General features: G+C 44.1%; 28 protein-coding genes and 2 riboswitches. Of the genes, 8 read left to right on the forward strand and 20 right to left on the reverse strand.

What is annotated here, in order from left to right:
* The first annotated feature begins 93 nt into the window (after window positions 1–93).
* The gene (locus AC1DPK_RS18800) at window positions 94–1485 is read left to right on the forward strand and encodes an MFS transporter (protein ID WP_477511289.1); all 1392 of its coding nucleotides are present in this window, start codon (window positions 94–96) and stop codon (window positions 1483–1485) included.
* A gap of 1 nt (window position 1486) precedes the next feature.
* Here the strand turns inward: AC1DPK_RS18800 and AC1DPK_RS18805 are convergent, their stop codons facing one another.
* From AC1DPK_RS18805 to AC1DPK_RS18850, 10 genes are all read right to left on the reverse strand, one after another.
* Window positions 1487–2155, reverse strand: coding sequence for a DNA alkylation repair protein (locus AC1DPK_RS18805; RefSeq protein ID WP_477511290.1), 669 nt, complete (start codon window positions 2153–2155; stop codon window positions 1487–1489).
* Window positions 2156–2255: 100 nt separating this feature from the next.
* On the reverse strand, window positions 2256–3611 hold the full coding sequence (locus AC1DPK_RS18810) for a hypothetical protein (protein WP_477511291.1): 1356 nt from the start codon (window positions 3609–3611) through the stop codon (window positions 2256–2258).
* 156 nt (window positions 3612–3767) lie between these two features.
* Window positions 3768–4244, reverse strand: coding sequence for an NUDIX domain-containing protein (locus AC1DPK_RS18815; protein WP_477511292.1), 477 nt, complete (start codon window positions 4242–4244; stop codon window positions 3768–3770).
* Between the two features lie 951 nt (window positions 4245–5195).
* Window positions 5196–5624, reverse strand: a complete 429-nt coding sequence (locus AC1DPK_RS18820; RefSeq protein ID WP_477511293.1) for a pentapeptide repeat-containing protein — start codon at window positions 5622–5624, stop codon at window positions 5196–5198.
* A 118-nt stretch (window positions 5625–5742) separates the two neighbouring features.
* On the reverse strand, window positions 5743–6768 hold the full coding sequence (locus tag AC1DPK_RS18825) for a S66 family peptidase (RefSeq protein WP_477511294.1): 1026 nt from the start codon (window positions 6766–6768) through the stop codon (window positions 5743–5745).
* A 177-nt stretch (window positions 6769–6945) separates the two neighbouring features.
* Window positions 6946–7353 carry a DUF6855 family protein gene (locus tag AC1DPK_RS18830; protein ID WP_477511295.1) on the reverse strand — a complete coding sequence of 136 codons (408 nt, stop codon included), beginning with the start codon at window positions 7351–7353 and terminating at the stop codon, window positions 6946–6948.
* 76 nt (window positions 7354–7429) lie between these two features.
* A complete protein-coding gene (locus tag AC1DPK_RS18835) occupies window positions 7430–7786 on the reverse strand; it encodes a hypothetical protein (RefSeq protein WP_477511296.1) in 357 nt (118 codons plus the stop codon).
* Window positions 7787–8620, reverse strand: coding sequence for a thymidylate synthase (gene thyA, locus AC1DPK_RS18840; protein WP_477511297.1), 834 nt, complete (start codon window positions 8618–8620; stop codon window positions 7787–7789). It lies immediately after the preceding gene.
* Window positions 8621–8896: 276 nt separating this feature from the next.
* On the reverse strand, window positions 8897–9502 hold the full coding sequence (locus AC1DPK_RS18845) for a DUF2087 domain-containing protein (RefSeq protein WP_477511298.1): 606 nt from the start codon (window positions 9500–9502) through the stop codon (window positions 8897–8899).
* Between the two features lie 204 nt (window positions 9503–9706).
* Window positions 9707–10264, reverse strand: a complete 558-nt coding sequence (locus AC1DPK_RS18850) for an SLOG family protein (protein ID WP_477511299.1) — start codon at window positions 10262–10264, stop codon at window positions 9707–9709.
* An 87-nt stretch (window positions 10265–10351) separates the two neighbouring features.
* Window positions 10352–10454: riboswitch (TPP riboswitch) on the forward strand.
* 87 nt (window positions 10455–10541) lie between these two features.
* Here AC1DPK_RS18850 and AC1DPK_RS18855 point away from each other — a divergent pair.
* The 4 genes from AC1DPK_RS18855 to thiD are packed head-to-tail and all read left to right on the forward strand — an operon-like array spanning window position 10542 to window position 13939.
* On the forward strand, window positions 10542–11318 hold the full coding sequence (locus AC1DPK_RS18855) for an ABC transporter ATP-binding protein (protein WP_477511300.1): 777 nt from the start codon (window positions 10542–10544) through the stop codon (window positions 11316–11318).
* The gene (locus AC1DPK_RS18860) at window positions 11299–12075 is read left to right on the forward strand and encodes an ABC transporter permease (protein WP_477511301.1); all 777 of its coding nucleotides are present in this window, start codon (window positions 11299–11301) and stop codon (window positions 12073–12075) included. The genes AC1DPK_RS18855 and AC1DPK_RS18860 overlap by 20 nt, the downstream gene beginning before the upstream one ends.
* Window positions 12072–13097, forward strand: coding sequence for an ABC transporter substrate-binding protein (locus AC1DPK_RS18865; protein ID WP_477511302.1), 1026 nt, complete (start codon window positions 12072–12074; stop codon window positions 13095–13097). The genes AC1DPK_RS18860 and AC1DPK_RS18865 overlap by 4 nt, the downstream gene beginning before the upstream one ends.
* A gap of 32 nt (window positions 13098–13129) precedes the next feature.
* A complete protein-coding gene (gene thiD, locus AC1DPK_RS18870) occupies window positions 13130–13939 on the forward strand; it encodes a bifunctional hydroxymethylpyrimidine kinase/phosphomethylpyrimidine kinase (RefSeq protein ID WP_477511303.1) in 810 nt (269 codons plus the stop codon).
* A 102-nt stretch (window positions 13940–14041) separates the two neighbouring features.
* On the opposite strand, the gene AC1DPK_RS18875 is transcribed toward thiD, so the two are convergent.
* The 6 genes from AC1DPK_RS18875 to AC1DPK_RS18900 form a co-directional block, all read right to left on the reverse strand.
* Window positions 14042–14224 (reverse strand): hypothetical protein, encoded by a 183-nt coding sequence (locus AC1DPK_RS18875; protein ID WP_076266766.1) that lies wholly within the window; start codon window positions 14222–14224, stop codon window positions 14042–14044.
* A gap of 162 nt (window positions 14225–14386) precedes the next feature.
* The gene (gene queF / locus AC1DPK_RS18880) at window positions 14387–14884 is read right to left on the reverse strand and encodes a preQ(1) synthase (protein ID WP_339203627.1); all 498 of its coding nucleotides are present in this window, start codon (window positions 14882–14884) and stop codon (window positions 14387–14389) included.
* Between the two features lie 31 nt (window positions 14885–14915).
* Window positions 14916–15647 (reverse strand): 7-carboxy-7-deazaguanine synthase QueE, encoded by a 732-nt coding sequence (queE, locus tag AC1DPK_RS18885; RefSeq protein ID WP_477511304.1) that lies wholly within the window; start codon window positions 15645–15647, stop codon window positions 14916–14918.
* A 2-nt stretch (window positions 15648–15649) separates the two neighbouring features.
* Window positions 15650–16087, reverse strand: a complete 438-nt coding sequence (gene queD, locus AC1DPK_RS18890) for a 6-carboxytetrahydropterin synthase QueD (RefSeq protein WP_076266764.1) — start codon at window positions 16085–16087, stop codon at window positions 15650–15652.
* A gap of 9 nt (window positions 16088–16096) precedes the next feature.
* Complete coding sequence (queC, locus tag AC1DPK_RS18895; RefSeq protein WP_477511305.1) at window positions 16097–16747, reverse strand: 7-cyano-7-deazaguanine synthase QueC; 651 nt, start codon at window positions 16745–16747, stop codon at window positions 16097–16099.
* A 146-nt stretch (window positions 16748–16893) separates the two neighbouring features.
* Window positions 16894–16937, reverse strand: a riboswitch (PreQ1 riboswitch).
* A 149-nt stretch (window positions 16938–17086) separates the two neighbouring features.
* On the reverse strand, window positions 17087–17608 hold the full coding sequence (locus AC1DPK_RS18900) for a hypothetical protein (protein WP_477511306.1): 522 nt from the start codon (window positions 17606–17608) through the stop codon (window positions 17087–17089).
* Between the two features lie 154 nt (window positions 17609–17762).
* On the opposite strand from AC1DPK_RS18900, the gene AC1DPK_RS18905 reads away from it, so the two are divergent.
* Both AC1DPK_RS18905 and AC1DPK_RS18910 read left to right on the forward strand, forming a co-directional pair.
* Window positions 17763–18344 (forward strand): DJ-1/PfpI family protein, encoded by a 582-nt coding sequence (locus tag AC1DPK_RS18905; RefSeq protein ID WP_477511307.1) that lies wholly within the window; start codon window positions 17763–17765, stop codon window positions 18342–18344.
* A 53-nt stretch (window positions 18345–18397) separates the two neighbouring features.
* Entirely contained in the window at window positions 18398–19063 is a 666-nt protein-coding gene (locus AC1DPK_RS18910; RefSeq protein ID WP_477511308.1) for an HAD family hydrolase, read from the forward strand.
* Between the two features lie 103 nt (window positions 19064–19166).
* Here the strand turns inward: AC1DPK_RS18910 and AC1DPK_RS18915 are convergent, their stop codons facing one another.
* Window positions 19167–20276, reverse strand: a complete 1110-nt coding sequence (locus tag AC1DPK_RS18915; protein WP_477511309.1) for a rhamnogalacturonan acetylesterase — start codon at window positions 20274–20276, stop codon at window positions 19167–19169.
* Window positions 20277–20564: 288 nt separating this feature from the next.
* Between AC1DPK_RS18915 and AC1DPK_RS18920 the strand changes: the two genes are divergently transcribed.
* Window positions 20565–21467 (forward strand): J domain-containing protein, encoded by a 903-nt coding sequence (locus tag AC1DPK_RS18920; RefSeq protein WP_477511310.1) that lies wholly within the window; start codon window positions 20565–20567, stop codon window positions 21465–21467.
* A 135-nt stretch (window positions 21468–21602) separates the two neighbouring features.
* Here AC1DPK_RS18920 and AC1DPK_RS18925 read toward each other — a convergent pair whose 3' ends face one another.
* The 3 genes from AC1DPK_RS18925 to AC1DPK_RS18935 all read right to left on the reverse strand — a co-directional run bounded on the left by AC1DPK_RS18925 (window position 21603) and on the right by AC1DPK_RS18935 (window position 24655).
* Entirely contained in the window at window positions 21603–22328 is a 726-nt protein-coding gene (locus AC1DPK_RS18925; protein WP_477511343.1) for a FadR/GntR family transcriptional regulator, read from the reverse strand.
* Between the two features lie 79 nt (window positions 22329–22407).
* The gene (locus tag AC1DPK_RS18930; RefSeq protein ID WP_477511311.1) at window positions 22408–23133 is read right to left on the reverse strand and encodes a LutC/YkgG family protein; all 726 of its coding nucleotides are present in this window, start codon (window positions 23131–23133) and stop codon (window positions 22408–22410) included.
* On the reverse strand, window positions 23126–24655 hold the full coding sequence (locus AC1DPK_RS18935; protein ID WP_477511312.1) for a LutB/LldF family L-lactate oxidation iron-sulfur protein: 1530 nt from the start codon (window positions 24653–24655) through the stop codon (window positions 23126–23128). The genes AC1DPK_RS18930 and AC1DPK_RS18935 overlap by 8 nt, the downstream gene beginning before the upstream one ends.
* Between the last annotated feature and the right edge of the window lies 1 nt (window position 24656).

Consider the following 24656-nt stretch of genomic DNA (forward strand, 5'->3'; position numbering starts at 1 on the left):
TATTGCATTATACCATAGCTCATGCTATATTTTCATTGTACGATAATATTCGTACAATGAAAATAGATAAAGAGACAACTTTGGAGGTTCTATATGAGAAACAGTGCCGCTGTTACTGTCCCACCCGTATTCACCGAGGAGCGGCCCGCCTTTAGAGACGGTCTCGTTATCCCGCTGCTAGGTTTAACCGTAATTATTGTGATCATGAATACGATGATGTTTAATCTGGCCTTGCCCCAAGTAACGGCTCAGTTTATGCTATCCCCATCGGCAGCTTCATGGATCATAACGGGTTATTCCATTATATTTGCCATTTCATCGATTACCTTCAGCAGACTCTCTGACTTTGTTCCGATTCGTCTGCTGCTCACGATTGGCTTAATCGCCATGGGCGGCGCATCTGTGCTTGGTTATTTTAGTCATCATTATGTACTGCTGCTTGTCGCACGCCTGATTCAAGCTTGCGGAGCGGGCTCCGTCCTTAGTTTAACCATCGTTCTCATTACACGATTCATTCCACTTGCTCGCCGGGGCAAATCCATGGCACTTATTACTTCGGCTGCGTCACTCGGCCTTGGTCTAGGCCCCGTCATCGGCGGTGCTATAACACAATATTTAGGCTGGAACGATCTGTTTATCGTTACCGGAATCTCACTTTTACTCATTCCTGTGTTTTATCGACTGCTGCCGGTTGAACCATCGAACAAGGGGTCCTTCGATATTCTCGGTGCCGCGCTTGTCGGAATTGGCTCCACAGGAGTTCTGCTCTATATTACGAACCATTTCTTAATTGCTCTTATTGGCGGAATACTTGCACTAATCTTATTCTGGATACGGATTAATCGTGCAGTAAATCCTTTTGTTCAGCCTACTCTGTTCCGCAATAAAAGGTATATTCGTCTGATTACACTTGGTGTCGTATCTTACATTAACAATTTTTCTACACTTTTTCTGCTGCCTCAGGTGCTGATTCACCTGTTCAAGCTGACACCAGGTCAAGCAGGTCTCATTATTTTTCCGGGAGCCATTGTAGCTATGCTTTCCTCCAATCGCATTGGAAAAATCATTGATCAACACGGCAACAGCTTGCTGCTTCGGCTAACTCCTTGCTTTCTCTTGCTCGCTGCTGTTTCTTTCGCCTTGTTCGCGGATCAATCCATCTACGTTGTCATGGCAATTTATATCGTGATGAGCGTTAGTTTCTCCGCGTTAAACTCGGGCGTTTCGAACGAGCTGTCAAGAATTTTACCAAGTGAGCATGTAGGTGCTGGAATGGGCTTATTCCAGCTGTCGCAATTCATTAGCGGTGCTTTCAGCGTAGCGATTAGCGGTATCGTTCTCGCGGCACAAAGCAATGTTCCGCTTGGCCGCGCATTTTCAAATATATTTTGGGGAATGGGCGTCATTGCCGCCTTCGCCATTGCAGCATCGTGGCTGTACTATTTCTCTTCAAAGCAGCAGCTCGATGAGTCAAATCGACGTTAAGCTAAACGATATGCTTTAACGCCTCTTTCTTGCTAAGCGGCGAGAGCGGCGTTTCTTCTACAAACCGATGCACACAGGCTGCATCGGTTTTTGCATATTCTCTAAGCGCCCAGCCGATCGCTTTGCGAATGAAAAACTCGCTTTCGTCCTTCGTGCGGCGTATGTAGTCAAATAACCGATCTGTATCCGTATCATGCTTGTACCTAAGTTGAAACAACAAAGCAGTTCTCCGGAGCCACATCTGATCTGAATCGATCCAGCGCTCCGTATACTCCGCTGTTAATTCCGGATATTTCGAGAGCTGACTGCCGACTAAATGTGCTGCCAGAAAATCAACGGTATCCCACCAAGAATGGGTCGTTACCCACCGCTCCAGCCTGTCGATATGTGAAGGCTCGGCCTCTTTGCTGTATCTTTCCATCAAACCCATCGCCACATAATGGAACTCTCGCTCGTTCAGCTGCCATAGCTGCTCTGCAGTTTGCAGCAGCTCCTCGCCCTTTGGCTTTTCATTTTGCTTCCAAAACTCGCGCAGCAGCTGCGTTCGCTCTGGAGTCTTTAGGCCAAGAAAAATAAATTGGTCGCGCATGTAAGCCTCCATAGGCTGAGCCGTCTCCGGATTGGCGTGCTCCCTGAACTTTGCTTCCAAAGCATGCGCAATTGCAGTCATCAAATACCAGCTCCTTTTCTTGAACGATAACACAAAGCAGCCCTAACCATCAATGATGGTCAGGGCTGCTTCATCGTAACTATTTTGCCAAATAATCTTATTAAGCCGCTTCGTTATGCAAATATCTAAAGAATGGCTTATCTACCCAAAATTGAGTAGGCATAATGTTGACATTAGGATCAATGGCTTTAAATCCTGCAACGACCTTCGCAGAATCCTCATTAAGCGAGAACGGGTTAACTGTATAAGGGCTGTCTGGATCTGTAATAAAGTTGTTCGTAATAATTTCATAATCCTTCAGTGCAGTTTGTGAGTAGTAAAGCGGCTGCCACCATGATGCAACGATAAGTCCCGCTTGATCCTCTTCATCTTTCTTCGCATAAGCTAGAACAACATCTTGGAAAGCTGCTTTATCTGCCGCAGTTGCAAATTCAAATTCAAGGTCATACTCTTTGGAATACGAAATATAGTTGCCATTTGCAATTTTAACTACGTTTGGACCAGGGTTGCCCCATTCTGCTAGAAAAATAAATGCGGATGTTTTTGGCTCAAATTGCACTTTCGCATTTAAGCCTTCACTGCGAAGCAAGCCAATAAGCTGAATCGCATGATTAAAATCGGAATGACCGTAAATTAGAGACAAAGAATCGATGAAGTTAGCATTGAAACGGGAGTCCTTGATGTTGTAGCCTGTGATCAAGCTTTGCTCCAAAGCAGTATTTACCAGCTTTTGCAGCTTTGGCGCATCGATAATATCAGAAGTTTCGTAAGCGCTGCTTAGCTTTTGGAAAATATCGTTGTCGTTAACATAACCGATATACTTTTTGTAAAGACCTTTTGTAATAAGCACTTTACCAAGCAATGTGTGGATCAATTGATCGCTTGCTGCATTTTTTGGTTTGAAGCCTGTGTAAAATTCAGCTGGCAGCAAGCCAGTATCTACTGCTGCTGCAACTTCTTGCGCACCTTTTGTGCCAAGCGCGCTGCTTTTAACGTTCAGCTTCGTTAGTACTTTGTTTACTTTAACAGCCGGGTATGTATAAGCAAGCTCCTTCAAATCTGCTGCTCTTACCGCAATGGAAATCGCTACAGCGCTTGTAAGTACTTGATCGCCTTGAATGGCCGGGCCAGACAAAATGCCTTTCTCATACAAAGCCGCCGCTGCAGGATAAAGCTTGTTATCTGACTTTACATCGGAGAAAGTGACCTCTTTGCCTGATGGCTCGTAACCAAGAATATCAGCTACTGCTTCAATGAATTCACCCTTCGTCACTTTGCTGGAGAGGCTGACATTAAATTTTTCTTTCAAAAACTGCTTATACTGTGCTGCGCCATCTTCCTTTAGTGCCGCTGCTTCAGACGGAGCCGCAAAGGCTGCTGATTGTGTAAAGATAACAGAGAAAGATAAGAGGAGTGCTACTAGCAGTTTTGTGTATGATGCTTTTGTGTTTTTCATGAACATTGCCTCCATGTTTCTAATTCCGATGTTTTTAATCGGGTATGAGTAATGTTCCATAGTATACCAGCTAAAAAATGAAAGTGTCAATAAATATATTTTATTTATTAAGTTTTTCTTTGCTCGGTTGTCATCGTTATTTTGTCATACATTATTTCATTCGTTTTTACCTTTAGCAGAGATAACCTTGCACCACTCAAGAACTGCTTTGTCGACTTCGTCCATATGACCAATTTCTTCAATTAAATCCCAAAGTACGATCTGCTCAGTTTCTTCATTTGCTTGGAATGGGACGAGCTTATCTACACTAGCATAATAAATGGGATTATATTTGATATCTCCATTAGGCTTCTTCACTTTTATCAACCCGATGAACTCGAAGTCATTAACGATTTGCGATGTTTCTTCGAATAACTCCCTGCTTGCACATTCCCTCGGTGTTTCCCCTTCCTCTCTTCCCCCTGCGGGTACTTCCCATTGTTGTCTCCACTTGTTAAAACAAATAAGAAATCGCTCGCCACAGTTGATTACCGCGTATGATCCCGCCAAAGGTACATCCTCACTAAGCTCATCCTCTTTCATAGGCAGGCATGCCAATAGCTCAAAACCATCTTTATTGGACGTTATACTCAACGTTATCTCTCCTTCCATCATTAACTTACCTTCGATTACTCCACTTTATAAGAGATTTATGGATTCGTGTAGCCCTACATTTACGTAGTACTCGCAATAACGGCTTTATTTAGTCATCATTTTCTGCTCAATCAGGCCGACCTAACAATACAAAAAGACTGCCCTTCGGCAGCCTTCATATAAAAATACATTTAATTCGCAGCATCCATTTGCTTATTTATGATAAAAATTTACTATAAATCTTCAAAGCCGACCGCTATAAAAATACCCGCACTAACGACTGCAATATGAACAATAGAAAATAAAACATGTACAGAAACTACATTCAAATCTTTTCTTGTCAGCTGGGGACTCGTTCTTAACTTATATATGGAAAAGCCAATTAGGCCCGTTATGAATAATGATTGAGCCAACCATCTTGAAACAGTTAAAAATGCTGGAGTGTTATTAACGATGGGGTTTAAAAACCAACGAAATGGATCAAATAACATTGCCGAAAGAATCATTGCCCATGCCAACAAATGAATCGGCAAAGCAGTTAAAATATGGTTTCGAATAGCTGCTCTCCTCCTATTTTTCGATCAGATATTATAGAGACGTGACAATTTAGATCAATGTTGCTTTGCTAACGGACATCAGGTACTCTATTTGCTGCATTTTCACCCTTTTTTGCAAACTAACGGACATAGAGGACCTTATTCAGCTTCAAAAGTTATATTTATCCTCCTTTTCACAGCCATAACGTATCCTATGTCCGTTAGCAAACCGATTGTACGTTAACCGCATAAATAGCGTCCTCCATGTCCGTTACTGACACTTCTAAATCGTGAACAACTCCTACTAGCAAAACTCATACCATTGATTCTAAAAAAAACCGCAAAAGGCTGCCTTGTTGGCGAACTTTTTACGGCTTTAAGTGATTGTGCCTCGCTGGATAAAGTTGCTTTATTCCTATTTTTTCTCCATAGCTTCAAACTGTTTAATTAAACCTTCGATATCAATTCCGTTTATAGTTAAACCAGAAATATCGCAGTTGTCCAATTTAGCGTTTTTTAAATTGCAATCCGTAAATACGCTTTGATGTAAATTACAATTGGTTAATTGCACAGGTGTTCTGTTGAATTCAACATCAGGCTGATTTGGATTGCCGAATCCAATGTTGCGAAAATGGGCTCCGCCCCACTGTGCACCGTCAATGACAAACTCACTCAAATTAGCATCGGAGATATGTAATCCCGTTAAATTCACATCATTCATATTCATACCGCTAAGATTACAACAGTTAAGCGTGACCTGCTCTGCCCGTACATTTTTGAAGCTGGAAGCTGTAACATCTGAATTAACGATTGTCAGGATCTCTTTTTCATTTTCTAATTTCATATTTTACCCTCCAAATTATCGTTTGAATTCTATTCTAGTTTAAAACAGCAGCTGATTTCTGTCCAAAATAATATTCACAATATTATGTACTGAAATAAATGACATATAGTAGATTTTATTATTGCACGGCGGATTCTTCAATCGAAAAAAGTACCCCTCGTTCCTCAGTGGCTTGCAAACTTGCCATAACACCATTCGGAAGTACAATCATAGGGTCCGTGTGGCCAAAATCCGCATCATATATAACCGGAAAATCGTATCCTCTCGTTGCATTTTGCAGCAGCTCTTGCAATGAATCTTCTTCATTAAATCCTACATTTGAATGGAATCTTCCAATAATCAGACCGGAAATTTGATCATAAATACCCATCTGGCGAAATTGTGTAACATATCTATCAATTGTACTTGGGTGCTCACTCTCGTCGTCTTCAAGACACAAAATTTTGCCCTCGAAGCTTGGTAAATAAGGTGTACCTGCCAGCAGGAGAAGTGTACCCATATTCGCAGCTAGTATAGGCCCTCTCGCTTGCCCTGGCTTTAAAATCTTCATGCCTGTATTAGGGACGGTCGCTCTTGGGCGTGAATCGTCAATGTCCCAGCTTAAATGTTCCTCTGTCCAATGATCGCTGGAGTCAATCATTCCTATTGGTGTATCTTTCATTAAGGTTCTTACAAAGGAATGGTATGTAAAATCAATGAGTCCGCCAAATTCTCCGAATTGCGGCATAATAGCGGGTCCCATAAATGTAATAAGATTTGTTTTCGCATGTATGCCTGCTAAAAGTGCAGTGATATCACTATACCCCATTATAATTTTTGGATGGCTGCTAATGAGCGAATAATCTAATTCTTCAAGAAGCTGATGTGAATTGTATCCCCCTATTGTAGCGATAATAGCTTTTACATCAGGGTCTCGAATCATATGATGAAAATCATCCAAACGATTATTTAGGCTGCCAGCCGTGTGACCTGTTCTCTTCCTGCTATGCTGTCCTGTAATTACTTTAAATCCCATATTTTCTAAAGCATTTATTCCACGATTCAATCTGTTAGGGCAATAAAAAGCAACCGGCGAGGATGGTGAAACAATTCCAATGGTATCTCCGGGTTTTAGTTTATCGGGTTTCAAATGTGAGGATGTCAAGGAATAACCCTCCTAATCATTCTTTTTAAATAAATATATACAAATATTTGTAAGTTCTCAATCACTCTTACAATAAAAAAAAGCTGCCATTGCGGCAGCCAATCATTCAAACTCAATAGTCATTCACACTAGGATTGTATGGTTCTCGTCCCATTTCAAGTTTTCACACCACTGCGATTAAATGGACTTCATCCGATTATTCCTTGGATTATGCTCTACTTCTGCAAGTCCCAGCTTCTCCATTAACGGTGGAAGATACATTCCGAATCTGCCGCGCAACCCTTTTTTCAATCCATACCACCCGCCAATTGGGTTTTCAGACGAGCGTCCCCATGCTTCAACAGTACCCTCTTTAGCAGGCTTCTGCTCATCGGCGCTGCCAAGCTCAATCCAGTCACCATGTTGTTTGAGCATCGCGCTTAAGTCATCAATGCAGCGGAAATCATAATGCAAGACCGTCTTCCCAACTGTGCATACTAAAATTTCTATACCGTCCTTTTCATCCTTATACATTTCATATTCAGATGTCTGAGGGGGTGTTTTTAATTTCCATGGGTTTTCTTTTGTACCTTCTGCCAACGTCATATGTATTCGCTCCTTTTGTAATCCACTCTTATTATGTACTTTATCTTTCAGATATCCTTCAGATGTTACTACATGTTTACTCTGGAAGCTTGTTGATGACGCCATCCAAGGGAAATACCATTTGAACAAACTCCCCCGAATGAGCATCTACATTTACAACGACACCATTAATCATAGAAGACCATTGTTGATTGCCCAACAATTTGTTCCAAATCGTATTCTTCTCTAGGACAACATACTTTGCATTAATCTCAGTGTCAAATTTAGAATTCAATTTTTCATTTACGATGTCCACATATTCTTTTGCTTTGATCATAGCATTGTATTCGCTTAGGATGGGCTTTTGAATTTGAAAAATTACAACTATTCCTATTGCTGCAAGCAATAACAACAAAGTAACCTTCTTCACATTACGACTCCCTAATGTTCCCATTTAAATCGCAATCTCCATCTTAACAGATGGATGGTATATGTAATTTTTTAATTCAAAATCATGAATTGTAAAATCATCAAATCTTTTGATTTCTGGATTTATCCAGAGCTCAGGAGCAGGATATGGCTCACGCAACATTTGCTCCTTTAATGGTTCTTCATGTCTTTCATAGATATGAGCGTCATTAATATTAAACGTGAGTGTCCCTAACTTATATCCTGTCACCTGAGCGATCATTCGTTGTAAAACGTAATATTGAAACACATTAAATGGATGCCCTAAGCCAATGTCGTTGGACCTTGCATTTACGATGAGATGAAGAGCACCTTGCTTAATGAGCCATTGGTTATTCCAAACACATGGATATAGCTCCATTTGATCAAGGTCATCAATATTCCAGAGTGATATGACATGCCGCCTTGATGAAGGATTTTGGATGAGCTGATCAATCAAATGATGCACTTGGTTTGTAATTTTGCCTTTTAGCATAATTGGTTTTCCCAATTGATATCCGTATGCCTTGCCGATATTATGATTAGAATTGGTCCATTCTCTCCATATCTTCACATCATGTTCATCCAAATAAGTGGAGTCGCTTGTTCGCTTTACGTAAAAMCATAACATTTCATGAATGGCAGATTTCCACGCTACTCTTTTTGTTGTAAGTATAGGCACCTCTGTATTTTCAAATGTTAGCTGCTTAGAAATTAAGCTTTTTGTGTAGGCAGGCGTACCATCAGACCATTTGGTTCTAACAGCTTGATCTTTGTCCCAATTACCATGTTCAAAAATATCTGCTACCAATTGATTGTAAATCCCATCAGCCTTCCCCATCTCCCAAGCCCCCAGGTCCTGCTTATTTCCATTTCTTATGATTAAAAAAATTCGATAAAAAAATTACTTTTCCTTTATGACGCGTAAGCACAATCACCGCTCGATGAGTTCATATTTACTTCTAACGGACATAGAGTCCGTTATTTGGCAGAAATCGCAGCCTTTTATAACGATTAGAGCCAAATAACGGCCTTCATGTCCGCAACCACGGCCAATAGGAGAGAAATAAAGCAAATAAGGCATCTGATGTCCGTTATTATCAAAAACAACTTCCGCTTACGAAAGAATCTCCCACTTCGCCCATATTTCTTGCGGATTCAATTCGTAAATATCATTTTCTCTAAACATTAATTGATGCATAATGAACTCTCTGCGAATGGTCGCGAAGTCATCATGATAACCTTTGATAAATTCGTTAATTTCCTTCTCTGTATACTGTTTCCCTCTCGTCAAATGAGAAACCATAAGCTGAAGCACGATCAATTTTTTCTTATGCTGAGCCGGCATATGCTTCAGCTTACCCTCAGCTGTAAAAAAGTTGCGGATGACTGAATCCTTCAGTTTCTTATTGCTATCCTCCATGTTGTCCACTCCCTTCTCTGCACCTGCATTCCGGTAAATGAGCTCCGCCGCCGCATTAGCGTTGCTCTTAATAAAATAATGGTTCAACGAAAAATAAATCGCATTTTTCTCTCTGCGTTCATTAATTAAGCTGGCCTCTCTTAATTTGGTTGCATGATGCGTAATCGTAGCAGGCGTCACGCCTAATTTCTCTGCGAGCACCTGTCCGTTAAGCTCACCTTCAGCCAGCATAATCAACAATTTAATTCTCGTCGGATCGGATAATGCCTTATGATAGGCTACCACCTTATCTAATTGCACCGTTCGCCACCTCTTCCTCCACCAAACAAATTTAACTTTCATCTAATTAGATGTTTATCTAATCAGATAATAATACGCCACCTATTATTTGTCAAACACAATAATCTCGAAAATACAAACTGTCAGCTTTGCGCATAAAAAAAGCTGACAGGTCTCTGCCTGCCAGCATGAAATAAACTCCTCTTACTCAACTGCCATGCATCGTTAATTTTCCGAATACAGGTTGTCGTCATCCGCGATGCTCTGAATGTCCTCCGAGCTTATGCTGAARTAACCATAACCCTCAACCTGCTGTTTCTTTAACGCTTTTTCTTTAAAAAACTTGGGGCTGCCCTCGCCTGCATCCTCATCATAAACGAGCAGAATACCGTCCGTTTTCCGAAACAGCAGCTCGTCCCTAGCCGTAAACTGCCAAATGCCATTATACGGCTGGTTGCTGACCGAAGCATAATAATCGACCCCTTTTAAAACCTGCTGATAAAACTCCTTTTTATCATCCTTCCATTTCTCTTCCGGATTGCTGTATGCCGAAATAATTGAAAGTCTCAAATGAGGATAAATTTCCTTCAGCGCAATCACGACCTCGCACGCCCACAAATCCACGCCATATTGCCCCGGGGTAATCACCCACTCAAGCCCATCTTCTATAAGCGGAACCAACTTGCCTGTCAGCGCTTTTTTTATATAAACAATGCCCTCATGCTTCTGGCTAAAAATATTAAGCTCATGCGCTCGGTAGCCCGTTACGAGTAAATTTTTCATTTGTCCAACGCCTTTTCGGATAATTATGGTTTACATCTATCCAGTGTATGCTATAGTAGAAAAAATACAAATTGCATATAAACCTATTTATTTCACTAGGGGAGCCTACCGGCTGAGATGGAGCAACTGCTCCGGACCCTTGGAACCTGATCTGGATCATTCCAGCGGAGGGAAGTGGAGCAGCAAAGCATTCATTCATGCGCGCAAGCCTTGTGTGATCGTTAGACCCGCTCATTTCCCCTCGGAAATGGGTGGGTCTTTATTTGTTTACGGAGGGATGCGTATTACAGCTATAATCTCACTTCACCAAGTAAGCTACACCTACGACATGCTTGCTGAAACATCTATACTGTCTAATCTTTCGCTTCAAGCCTACTCAGGTGAGTTTGTCTCTATCATCGGTGCTAGCGGCTCAGGCAAAAGCACGCTCTTTAAGCTCATGGCCGGATTGCTTCAGCCTAGCCAAGGTGAAATTAGGCTGTATGGCAAGCCTGCCCCCAATCGTCTCGGCAAGATTGCTTATATGCCGCAAAAGGATCTTCTTCTGCCATGGAGAACAATACTCGGCAATTGTCTGCTTCCACTTGAGATGACACGCAGCAATCCCCATTATAACACGATCCAAATCTTGGAGCTGCTAGAGCGCTTCGGACTGGCAGGCTATGAACAAGCTTACCCTGACGAGTTGTCAGGCGGCATGCGACAGCGGGCAGCTTTTCTGCGCACACTAGTAACCGGACAAGAGCTGCTGCTGCTGGACGAACCGTTTGGCGCGCTTGACGCCATGACCAAACGCGGTATGCATAAGTGGCTGCTAGAGCTGTGGAGCGACCTTGGAAAAACAGTACTCTTTATCACACATGATCTTGAGGAAGCGATATTGCTGAGCGACCGCATTTATTTATTGCCAAGTGCAGCTAACGAGGCGCAAGGGATACAGGAAATAGTCGTTCCTTTGCCGAGACCAAGACACTATGAGCAAAATTACGAACCCGACTTCATCAAGCTGCGGCAAGATTTGGAGCGAAGACTGCATGCGCAAACCTCTAATTAACCAGTGGCTGAGCCATTACGGACTATTCATACTGCTGCTCATTAGCTTACTGCTCGTTTGGCAAGCGGTCGCACAGCTCGGATTGGTTCCACCCTACATACTGCCGTCACCTAGCTCAATAGCTCAGGCATTAATCGAAGATGGCCATCTGCTGCTTGGCAACCATCTGCTGGCTACGCTTAAAGAAGTGTCCCTCGGTTTTCTATTGTCGATTATTATTGGGACTACGCTCGCAGCAGGCATGCACACTTTCCGAATACTGGAGAAGGCGCTGTACCCGTTTGTCGTCATCAGTCAGACCATCCCGCTTATCGCTCTGTCTCCAATTTTCATTATGTGGTTTGGCTATACGATTTGGAGCAAGGTCGCTGTTGTTTTTTTGACTGCTTTTTTCCCTATCGTTGTGAGCACCTATGACGGGCTTAAGAAAAGCGGTAGCGAATATGAAGAGCTGCTGCTCACAATGGGAGCAACGCGCTGGGGTATTTTCAGAAAAATACAAGTCCCCATCGCCCTACCGTCCTTCTTCTCAGGGCTTAAGTTATCGATCGTTTATTGCGTTGTAGGCGCCACCATCGGTGAATGGCTTGGAGGCAGTGAAGGCCTAGGCTACTATAGCCGCCGAATGTCCAGCAATTTGAACGCCGACTCCATGTTTGCATCCGTTTTTCTGCTATCCCTCATTGGCATCTTATTATTTGCTGCCATTGTCCTATTGGAGAAATCAATACTAAAGAGAAAGAGGTTCAATACATGATCATCAAAGCAAAAATGAAATGGATTATTCCGATGCTTGCTTCTCTGCTGCTCGTACTTAACGGGTGCAGCAGCAACGCTGTCCCAACTGAAAACAAACCCGAGGACACTACGGCAAAACAGAATCCTCAGACTATTAGCATTATGCTCGACTGGTATCCAAATGCGGTGCATTCCTTCCTCTATGCGGCTCAAACAAACGGTTATTTTGCGAAGCATGGTTTACAGGTCAACATTCAAATGCCCGCGGATACGAATGATGCATTGAAGCTAGTGGCTGCCGGCAAGGTTGATTTGGCGCTCAGCTACCAGCCACAGGTATTGATGGCTCGCGGCGAGGAAATTCCTGTTAAATCCATTGCAGCAATCGTCAGGCATCCACTTAATCATCTAATGGTACCAGAAGGCGGAAGCGCCAAATCACCCAAGGAACTTGTTGGTAAAAAGGTCGGCTTCTCCTCCATCCCTCTGTATGAAGCAATGATGCGCACCATGATTAAGCATGACGGCGGTGACCCGCAAAATGTGGAAATGATTGACGTTGGTTTTTCCTTTATTCCGGCTATAGCAACCAACAAAGTAGATGCGATCATCGGTGGATTTATTAATCATGAGCAATTGCTGCTTGCCAAGGAAGGGCATCCCATGACGGCGATAAACCCAACTGATTTTGGCGTGCCGGATTATTACGAGCTTGTGCTTGTAGCAAGTGATCAAGGACTAGCTGAGAAGCAGGCGTTGTTCAAAAGCTTCATCGCAGCCATTACGGAGGGTCAACAATTTGTAGCTGAAAATAAACAAAAATCGTTGTCGATTTTATTTGAGCATGAGAACCAGACCTCCCCTCTCGATCAAGAAATCGAGACAAAAAGCTTGGACATTCTTCTGCCTCTCATGGATGCAGGGAAGCAATCATTTGGATATCAGGAGCCTGCTTCTTGGTCTAATGTTAGGGATTGGCTCGTCGATAACGACTTGCTGCCAGACAATATAAAGGCTGAGGATGCTTTTTCAAACTTGTAAATTAATTCTACTCTTTCGAAGGAGATGCACGGATGAGAAGATATCAAGCACTTACGATTGCAGGCTCGGACTCCGGCGGCGGCGCAGGTATTCAAGCTGATCTAAAAACATTTCAAGAGCTCGGCACCTACGGCATGTCGGTTATTACCGCAGTGACTGCGCAGAATACGCTTGGCGTTCAGGGCATCTACCCGCTGGATGCTGAGGCTGTTAGCTGCCAGCTCGATTCGATCGGCGAGGATCTGGAGCCATCCGCAGTTAAGACAGGCATGCTGTTCAGCGCAGAGATTATAAAGATCGTTGCAATGAAAGTAAAGCAATATAACTGGCATAATCTCATCATTGATCCTGTCATGGTGGCGAAAGGCGGCTCATCTCTGCTTCAGCAAGAAGCTATTCAGACACTGATTACGTATTTGCTGCCGCTCGCGCTTATAACGACTCCTAACATTCCAGAAGCTGAGCTTATCGCAAGAATCCCGATCCGGACGTTAAGCGATCGAGAGGAAGCGGCCCGAATATTGCATCAGATGGGCTCCCGCTATGTTGTCATTAAGGGCGGCCACGGTTCAAGCAGCGAACCGCTCGTTGATCTCATCTACGATGGAGAACAATTTGTATATTTGGAAAGCAAACGTATCGACACTAAGCATACTCACGGCACTGGATGCACTTTCTCCGCTGCGATTGCTGCAGAAATTGCTCAAGGCAAACCTGTACTTGAAGCTATAAGAACTGCCAAAGCCTTCATTCAAGCCGCTATTGAAGATAAGCTGGGGATTGGGAGCGGTCATGGCCCAACCAATCATTTTGCTTATAGGGACAGACAGCGCTTGAGCTGATTGTATTCTATTAGAAACAGCAAACGCCGCTTCCATATAGGTCGCGGCGTTTACTAATTAGTCATGCTTTCATGCAAGTTTAGGCTTGTGTTAAAACAGCCTTCATGCCTTTTCATCCTGCTTTGGCTGCAACAAGAAGGGCTCAATCATATTATCTATACTAATATATTCAGCTTGTGACGCGCTTGGAGCTGCAAGCGCTCGAACGGGAGATACTCCAAAGTTCGTTAATGCAGATGCTATGGTGCAAAGCAGTACAGACATACAAATCGCATTTTTAATCATCGTTTGTCCACCTATTCTCTAATAACTCTAAACTAAGTATAGACTTTAATAGAATAATTGAAATGGACTTCAGGCATGAAATTCACCTAGACCTTAGTCGGGCAATTCAGAAAAATCTATCATAAATGTATCTCTTTTACTAATTTGAGCTGCAATTCTAAATTAACGATTATCCACTTTCTCTGGGTACAAATCATGATTCATGAGACGATGCTCAGCCATTTGCTCATATTTTGTGCCAGGCTGGCCATAATTGCAATACGGATCGATGGATATGCCGCCACGAGGTGTGAATTTGCCCCAAACTTCTATATATCTTGGACTCATCAGCGCAATTAAATCATTCATGATAATGTTCATGCAATCCTCGTGGAAATCACCGTGATTGCGGAAGCTGAACAAATACAGCTTAAGCGACTTGCTCTCTACCATTTTGTCACCTGGAATATATGATATATAAATGGTTGCAAAATCCGGCTGTCCCGTCATTGGGCAAAGACTCGTAAATTCCGGACAATTGAATTTCACGAAATAATCGCGATTTGGATGCTTATTATCAAAGGCCTCCAAAATTTCCGGTGCATAGTTAAACAAATATTGTGTTCCTTGATTGCCTAGCAGCGTCACACCGCTCAGCTCCTCTTTGCTTCTTCCTTCCATGCTCGTTTCCACCTCTCTCAGCTGTTTTGAATTAAACGCCTTTCTTATTGCCCCATACCCAGGTATGAAGCTGCGGCAGAACGTGCACCCGCTTTAAATCCTGATTCGGCATAACCTTCTCGATCAGCCATTCATAACGCTCCAATAAATAAGGAAGCATGAGCTGCGGCTCTGTTTCCTGCAAGTTTCCATTGCCTGCCTGCAAATAAAATGGAACCATTGGATACCTGAGGTGAACGTATGTCGCGTACTCTAGATCATCCTCGTCGAAAACGACTGTTTTTAAGCAAAAACTAGTTGATTTCCGATTCAGGTTGGACACGATTTCATCGAGCTTCGACCAGTCTGTCTTCATGCCAGAGCTCGGCGGCTTAGGCGACAAAGTGAGCTCATCAATCGACCAAAACCAGTCCTGCCAACGACTCCCTTGTGTCTCCAGTGCAACGCTGATGTTTTGTTTATGGAGCTCATCAACAAATTCACCCAGCTGCGGGAGCAGTGCGGGATTGCCACCGGAAATCGTCACATGCTCAAACGCATTTCCACCTATTTCTTTTAATTGCTCTATCATTTCAAATGCTGTCAGCATGCGAATATCTTCTTTGCCGCTGCCGTCCCAAGTAAATGCCGAATCGCACCAAGAGCAGCTGTAATCGCAGCCAGCAGTACGAACAAACATCGTTTTCCGGCCAATTACCATACCTTCTCCTTGGACCGTAGGGCCGAATATTTCCATTACAGGAATTCGTTTATTGGATGGCATCGTTAGACCGCCTCCCGCTTCGGACGATAAATACAATAGCTCGTCGGCGTTTCACGCAAAAAGACTTGAACGCATTGCGGACGATTTACAGTACCATCCAAATGGCGCTGAACGATGTCGCTAATCGTTCGTGCTACCACTTCAGTCGTAGGAAAACGATCGGGCAACACATTGCTAAAGTGCTCGTTGTCGTCATTAAGCAAAGAATGGTCAAAACGATCATGAATCAACCTTTTAATTATGGCGAAGTTGACAAGAAAACCTGCCTCGTCAAGCTCATCGCCTGCAACTGTTACATTCGCATAATACGTATGGCCATGAAGCTGCTGGCATTTTCCAGCCTCTTCACTCGGTACGAAGTGAGCAGCTGCAAAGTGAAAATCCTTATTAAGCTCATAACTATAGCTATGCTGTGCGGCCGGATAAATCTGCTGCATCATCGCTTCACCCTACATGCGCTGGACTAAATATTCGTCCAACCCATTCTTTCGAAGCTGGCAAGCGGGACAATCGCCGCAACCATCCGCAATAATCCCGTTATAACAGGTCAATGTGCGTTCACGGACAAAATCGAAGGCGCCCAGCTCATCCGCAAGCTTCCATGTCTCGGCTTTGTTCAGCCACATAAGCGGCGTATCGATCACAAACGGATAGTCCATTGACAAGTTCAATGTCACATTCAACGACTTTACGAATATATCCCGGCAGTCCGGATATCCGCTAAAGTCCGTTTCGCATACGCCTGTTATGATATGTTTCGCACCAAGCTGCTTTGCAAGCACTGCTGCGAACGTAAGAAATAAGAGATTGCGGCCATCAACAAAAGTTGTAGGCAGCTCTCCTTCTTTTTGCTCAATCGCGATATCGTCTCTTGTGAGTGCGTTGGGTGCTAATTGATTAAGAAGGGACATATCAAGAATATGATGCTTGATCTGAAGTTCCTTGGCGATATCCGCCGCGCAATCCAGCTCAAGCTTATGCCGCTGTCCATAGTTGAATGTAACGGCTTCTACCTCCGCGAATCGTTCCATTGCCCAAAATAAACAGGTCGTGCTGTCCTGACCGCCGCTAAACACAACGATCGCTTTTTCTGATTTCATGCTGCATCTCCCTCTCTGATGTGAGAAGACCGAGATCGCTTGAATTCCTTCGTATGTACATAAAAAACCAAAGAAACGGCGCGAAGCGTTAAAAACCCGCTTCGCGCCGAACGCGAAAACGACGATGTCACCTAATGGGACAATCGTTTCGCATAGTTTTTTATAGAGGGAGTTCGCGAACCTCTCCCGAGAGCTAGAATTGTCCGTAGACAACAGCTTCGGAGTTTCTTCTTCAGTTGTTCATTCACAAGTACTATAGCATAGCTTCTTGCTTAAAGAAACAGACAGTATTTCACTGTAAATATYAGGAACTTAGAGGGCTGGAATATAAAAAAACATCTATTCAGCAATCTCTTTCAGCTTCATCAATGTCTTAAGGACATGATCAATCAGCTCCGGAATATCCTCCATTTGCTCTTCGCCTATTTTGCGACTAAAGCCAAGCTCGATTACATTCGAAAAGGTAGGCAGCTCCGTGCCAAAAAGGTAGCTTATCGTTTGTGTCGGTTCTATATCCGGCTCCCAAATACGCTGCATGACTTGCTTAATTTGGCTGCACTGCGTTGTGACATCCGTCACTTCCATGAAGAAACGAATTCGAAGCGAGCATGCAGGGGTCTCGYCCGTCAGCTCCAATATTTCCGCCGCCAAATCCTTCAGCGAAGCAGTCAGCTGAATTTCCGCAGACACCCCAGCATATTCAGCAAGCTTAAACTCCAGCATAAATTCTCGCGACATAACCGCCAGCTCTAGACGATCTACCCGGTTGATAATATCAATTTTCCGGTCGAGCGTATCCAAATCATAGAGCTGATTCTCAAAGACTACTTTCAAATTTTCATAAACAGTTGGATCAAACATTGATTTCCCTCACTTATACTACAATATCGTCTTTGCTATTGTAGTCGATAAGAGAAACAGAATCGAGCCTTCGATCCGCTTTTTTGACACTTTAATCTATACCGAAGTCCATATTTGTAATATTATTGCAATAAAGAAAAGAGGTGCTGCATCGATGAAAATAGCTTTTATTTTATTTGATGGCGTTACTTTTTTGGATTTTGTCGGCTTCTATGATGTCATCACTCGCTTGAAGTACTACGAATCAACAAAAGAGTTCTCTTGGGATATTTGTGGGCTGCAGGATGAGGTTACGGATGAGCTTGGCATGACGATTAAAGTCAATCAAGTCAAACCGGATCTCATGCAATATGACCTCATTTTCATTCCCGGTGGACTCGGAACAAGAGCGTTAAGGTTTGATGAATCGTTCACTGCTTGGATAAAGGAGGCTCAGCAGGCAGCGTATATCGTATCGGTTTGCACAGGATCGCTGCTGCTTGGAGCTGCTGGTTATCTGACCAATAAAAACGCGACCACCCATCCGTTCGCCTATGATTTATTAGAGCCCTACTGCAAAGAGGTTATTCGCTCACGAATTGTACGGGACGGCAATGTCATTACAGCTGGAGGAGTCGCCACCTCGATTGATTTGGGTCTTTACATCATCGGTTTTTTCTTACAAGAGCATGAGGTGAAAAGTATTAAAATACAAATGGATTACCCTTATGAAATGGAAGGCATAGCGATCTATTAAACCCCACCTAGTAAATACGATGTTGTTTCGCAAGAACAGACGGAGGTGATCCATTGAGCACCATTGATACGATTATCTTTGACCTAGACCAGACCTTGCTTGATAAAAACCAATCGTTGATCAACTTTGCAAAGTATCAGTATGAACGTTTTGCACTCCATGCCCTCATTGCAAACAGAGATGATTTTATAGCGAAGTTTACTGAATTAAATAATAGGCTCATACCCAAAGAAGATGTTTATAACGAGTTAATCGGATTTTTCAAGATTGAAGACGCTCTATTTTCGCCGCTGCTTAATGATTTAAACAATCACTTTCATCAATACAGCGTCGGATTTCCCGGCATGAATGAAATGCTTCTCTCCTTAAAGCAGCGAGGATATAAATTAGGCATGATTACGAATGGCAGGGAATTTTATCAGAGAAATAAAGTAACTGCTCTCGGTATTATGGAGCTCTTTGATGATATTGTGATTTCAGATGCGGTCAATTTGCGAAAGCCTGATCATGCTATTTTTCAATTGTCGCTCTCTAATTTAAGCTCTTCGTCTGCGCAGTCCGTTTTTGTTGGCGATAATCTCAAGGCTGACATTATTCCGGCGAACGAATTAGGGATGCGAACGATTTTGAAGAGCAATGACCACTCGATTAAATTTCCAGATGCGATATGTCATGATTTACGTGAAATTCCAGCCATCATCCATCGTTTCTCAGCATAAAAGAAGCCACAGAGGCTGCTCCTCAAGTAGATTTATCTACATGTGGAGCAGCCTCTTCGTATGTCAATAATTCAGCTATTTAGCTTCACCACCGCTGCCGCTTCTAACGCCCCTTTAAATATAAAAGCAGCGGCGATAAAGCGAGCTCACGCACGCCTTCTGCTACTAATCCAGCAATTTGAATGCCGCCCAGCTCTTGAAAATGTGTGTCGTCCTGAGCGCCATCAGGAAAATGAATAAATTCTCCCGGATAAGCCCACATGAACAGCGCTTTAGAGGGCTCGTCTCCCAAACGCTCATACAAATCCTTACTCTTTGCAGCCAAATCGATCAGCGGAACATCCAGCTCTGCCGCAAGCTGCTTCATTCCGAGCAAATAATCACCATGAGTATCGATAATCCTGCCTTGCTCGTCGAATTTGCGGCGATGCATCGGTGTAATTAATACAGGTTTTGCACCGCGTGCTCTTGATTCCTCTACATAAACGGCCAGCATTTCCTTAAAGCTGCCAAACGGTTCAGTTGCCCGCTCTTCATCCGGCTTCTCGTCATTATGTCCGAATTGAATCCATAAATAGTCGCCCGGCTTTATTTGCTCCATGATTGCTGCCAATCGACCTTCGTTAATAAAGCTTCGTGAGCTTCTTCCCGACATAGCATGATTATCAATCGCTACATCCGTCTTAAAATAAAGCGGAAGCATCTGCCCCCATCCGGCATATGGGAACGTATCTTGATCGGTTACGGTAGAGTCTCCCGCCAAATAAATCGTCGTCGCTTGCTTCGCCTCGTCAATCTGAAGTGCATTTATTCGCGGCGCTACCCCTGAGAAGGCAAGCCGCAGCCGTCCATCGGTTACTTTGACGGTGAAGCTGTGCACCGCATATTGTCCTGCTGATGTAACGGCCTTGTGCAGCACTATGCGCCCTACGCCATATTTTAATGTCGTAGAGGTTGGAGCAATGGCATCGCCTATCGTAGCTGTTATCGTGTAGCAGCCATTTGGCAGATCAACAACAAACGCGGCTTCAAGTGGAATACAGAAAGCTCCGCGAAGACGATCCGCCTCCTCTCTATTCCGTGAGCCTATACGCAGGGTTGACTCAAAACCGTAGCCTGCATCTTTGTTATAGATCGTATTCGGCAGTACTTGTATATATGGTGAAGCGGGAGCGCTGCCGATCCCAAAATCAAACTTAAGCGAAACAGTCATGAAGGCACCATCCTAACGGTTTATTTATGTCATTCTAGAATATCAAAATACGACAAGATAGGAAGTTAAATAGAAGGGGTTTTTGTTCAAAATTCAGTCCACCTGCGTTTGATTGCCTTATGAAAGAGCGCAGTGCATTATCTTTTTCACTCGATGGCTCTCTTCTAGTTCTGCATACGAGAAAAATTCCATACGAATAAATTCGTCAAAATTTGCGTTACCCGCGGAATTCCGTATACTAATAGATAGGAATCATATAGGAGCTATTTACTAATTGAGGTGACACAAGTGGACGAGTTAAAACAAGCCTATGAAACGATGGGGCTGCCAGAGCTTGCGGCCAAAGAGGAAGTGGAGAAGCGTTATACGACACTTATGCGTCAATCACGCTCCAGAGCACAGCTGCAGAAGGATAACGCGGGGGATGCGGATGAATCTTTTGCAACGATTACGAAAGCATATCGACTGATTCTAGAGTACGAGGATCGCAAGCTAACCGCTGCCTTCAACGAGCAAGAGTACGGTAAATACAAGAAGATGGCTGGACAAGCTCAGAAAATGGATCATTTCTGGCGCTATTACAAGTTTCACACGCTCGGAGCCATCGCTGCGGTAGCACTTATTATTTATGGTGTAATCAGCTTCATGAACTATCGTGAAGAACAAGAGCGGCTCGCTAATTTGCCGCCCGTCGATTTGAACGTTTCATTTATGGGCAATTACATGCTGAAGGATGATGCGCCTAAGAAAGAGCCGATTGAAACCGCTCTTTTGACAGCGTTTCCCGAATGGAAAAGATTTGTTTCTACGCTTACGTTTGTCCCTAAAGACCAGCAATCGCAATTTGCCTATATGCAGAAAGCAGTGCTCGTACTAGCTACTGAGCATCCGGATGTATATATTATGGATGAGAGCATTTTCGATTGGATCGGCGTTCAGGGAATGCTTATGAAGCTAGACGACGATGTTAACGGAGTGTTCAAGCCGCACATGACTGACAGCCTTTCGAAGAAGCTTAAGACCGACGAGGATACACAAGAGCATGTATACGGAATTGACCTCAGCAAGAGTGCACTGGTCAACCAGCTTCCGCTGTACAAAGAAAACATGATTATCGGCATCAGAGTCGACAGCAAAAATCCAGACAAAGCCAAAGCATTCATTAATAAATACCTGGCTACAATAAAATAGCTAAATAACAAAAAAAGCCCGATTCCGACAGCCATAATGATGGTATGTGCGGTAATCGGGCTTTTTAAATGTTGACTGGCCGACAGTACTTTTGAAAAACATCTTATCGCATGCTATTCAAGGATTCTCCATCAACTAGCCCTCTCCCAAATGCTTCAGCACGATGCTCTCAACATGCTTCAAATGCTGCTTCATTTGCTCAGCTGCAAGCTCAGGGTCCTTCTTCGCAATCGCTTCAACTATTGTAGAATGCTCCCTATGAAGTCGTTCCGCTACCGCCGCGCTCGAATAAAGCTCCACCCGCCTAATATCATGGATAGCTGTTTCGATATGATTCATAATCGATTCGAACAAACGTACCATGATCGTGTTATGGGTCGCATTGGCAAGCGTGAGATGAAATCGTAAATCCAGTCTCTCACCTTCGGACTCATCACCAGCGGCACGCTCCATCTCATCGATAATTTGGCTCAGCTGTTTATGATCCTCATCCGTATGCTTTACAGCCGCGATTGCAGCATTGGAAACCTCAAGAGATTCGCGAGCTTCCAGTAATTCCAGCACCGTCTTTCGGTTCATACGGAGAGACGCTAGCTCCGGCAGCTCCATATCAATCGGTACGCTGCGAATGACGCGACAGCCGCCTCCTTGCCGAATTTCAATCAAGCCCATCGCTTTAAGTGCGCTCAGCGCTTCACGGGTAGTTGAGCGCCCTACCCCAAATTGCTCGGACATTTGTTTCGTAGAGGGAAGCTTATCTCCCACTTTTAATTTGCCATCTATAATAAGACGCTTCACTTGCTCGGTAATTTCCTCGTAATGATTGCGTTTTGACAGCTTCTCTACTTCTAATGACGGAATAAACTCTCACCTCCAACCTTAACGGCATGCACTGCCTTCTAACAACGCCAAGCCGCTTCTCCTACCCTTACCTTTATAGCTACCCGACTAACAGCGCATACACGATGCCTGGTCCGTGAACGCCGATAGTCAAATCATTCTCAATATCGGATGAACGGCTTGGGCCAGTAATAAAATGAATACCTGCTGGCAGCTGCTCGCGTCCCGCTTCATCAAACGTCACGAGCACTTCGCCAAGCCTCGTTTTTAAACGTTCGATCGGGATAATAATAATAAGTACGGTTGGCAGCAAACTAACGGACCGCCCTTTATTCGGAGCTGATAATACAGTAACCGAACCCGTATAGGCAACGGCATGATCCGCGATCACGATGCCAAAATCTGCTTCAGCTGCACGAGCGCGCCAATGCTGCTCAACATCCGTATTCCACACCGATACCTGCGAATCCTTCAAAGCGCCTTCAAGATCGAGCTCATCCAGCTCTGGCTGATTTTGACGAATAATATATTTAGCACTCATTTCCTCCGCTTTGGAAACGATAAAGGATTTCACATCATCCATCGATGGAAGACGTGCTACATGACCGCCTACTGAAAGAAAATTGTCTGTAAACTGTTTGATTCGCTCTTCTTCCGTCCATTCGAATGAGTTCCAGAAATCGGGAGCTCCGCGAAATGGATGCTGCGGCTTATGTGTCATTCGTGGATGTCTCAGCTTAGCCGCAATATCATTCATAAAAAGCTCCTGTTTCACCCGCGAATCTGCTTCAAGCTTTTCCAGCCATTGTTTATGTGTCTCAGCCATGACCATGTCCTCCTTTACCTTGCTTCTCCTCATGCTCACGATTACGTACAAGCTCCTCCATCCGATTTTGCATCGACGGCTCCATCTGTTTTAGACCCTGCTTCAGCTCTTGATCAAGCGTATCCCAGCGATCACGGAACGATTCCTTTGGCAGGCTAGGTGTTACACGATAGGTGTTCCAGCCCTTTAGCGGCCCAAGCTTCGTCTTAATGACGCCGCTTCGTACAACGAGCTTCTGACCGAGCTTACCGAGTCGCAGTACTCCGCCAAGTCGCGAGGAATTGCCCATTACGGTGGCGAAGCCTTGCATACCAATGGACTCCATTTTGCTGCCATTTCCACTTTCCACCTTGCGTCTGCGTAAATAAACAAGCATATCATGAAGGGGGATTTTCACCGGACAAGCCTCATAGCAAGCGCCGCATAAGCTGGAAGCATTGGCGACATCATCCCATTCAGCGATGTTTTTGTTCAAGGACGGCGTAAGCACGGCTCCAATTGGTCCGCTATACGTGCTGCCATAAGCATGACCGCCAATGTGGCGATATACCGGACAAGCATTCAGACATGCACCGCAGCGAATACAATTGAGCAGCTCTTGGAACTCCGGATCGCCAAGCTGCAAAGAACGGCCATTATCAATTATTATGATGTGCATTTCGTCCGGGCCGTCTGCATCCTCGGAGCGGCGCGGGCCTGTAATGCCATTCATATACATCGTCAGCTTTTGTCCAGTTGCCGAGCGCGGCAGCAATGTAGCCATCACCTCAAGATCAGACCATGATGGAATGATTCGCTCCATACCCATCAACGTTATTTGAGTTTTAGGGACGGTACTCACCATCCGAGCATTGCCTTCATTTTCAAAAAGCACCATCGATCCCGTCTCCGCAATCGCAAAGTTGCAGCCGGTCATGCCGATCTCAGCCTCCAAAAACTTCTCGCGCAGCTTTTTGCGAACGAAACCTGCAAGCGCCGTCGTATCCGGCGGCAGCGTATAGCCAGCCTCCTTGGACAGCAATTCGGCGATTTGATAACGGTTTTTGTGAATGGCTGGGATGACGATGTGGGATGGCATTTCACCTGCAAGCTGAATAATATATTCGCCTAAGTCGGTTTCTACCGCTTCAACGCCAATGGATTCAAGCGCATGATTAAGATGCAGCTCCTCTGAAACCATTGACTTGGATTTGACGACCGACTTCGCATTCGCATGCTCTGCTATGTCTAGCGTCAGCTTGACCGCTTCCTCAGCCGTATTCGCAAAATGGATGTGAACACCGTTTGCGCGGGCATTGTTCACAAACAAGTTCAAATAATAATCCAAATGCGCGATCGTATGGAGACGAATTTGTCTGCCCCGCTCCCGCCATTCTTCCCAATTCCCGTGTTCGTCAGTCGCTTTTTTCTTCCCATTGCGCAGCCGTTCTGTTGTGAATCGCACCGCTTTGCGCAAAAACTCGTCGTTGAGGGCAAGATCCGCTCTTGCTTTTACTGTAGCTTCCTTTTTCACGACAGCCATC

The sequence above is a fragment of the Paenibacillus sp. 01T424 genome (assembly GCF_056398745.1).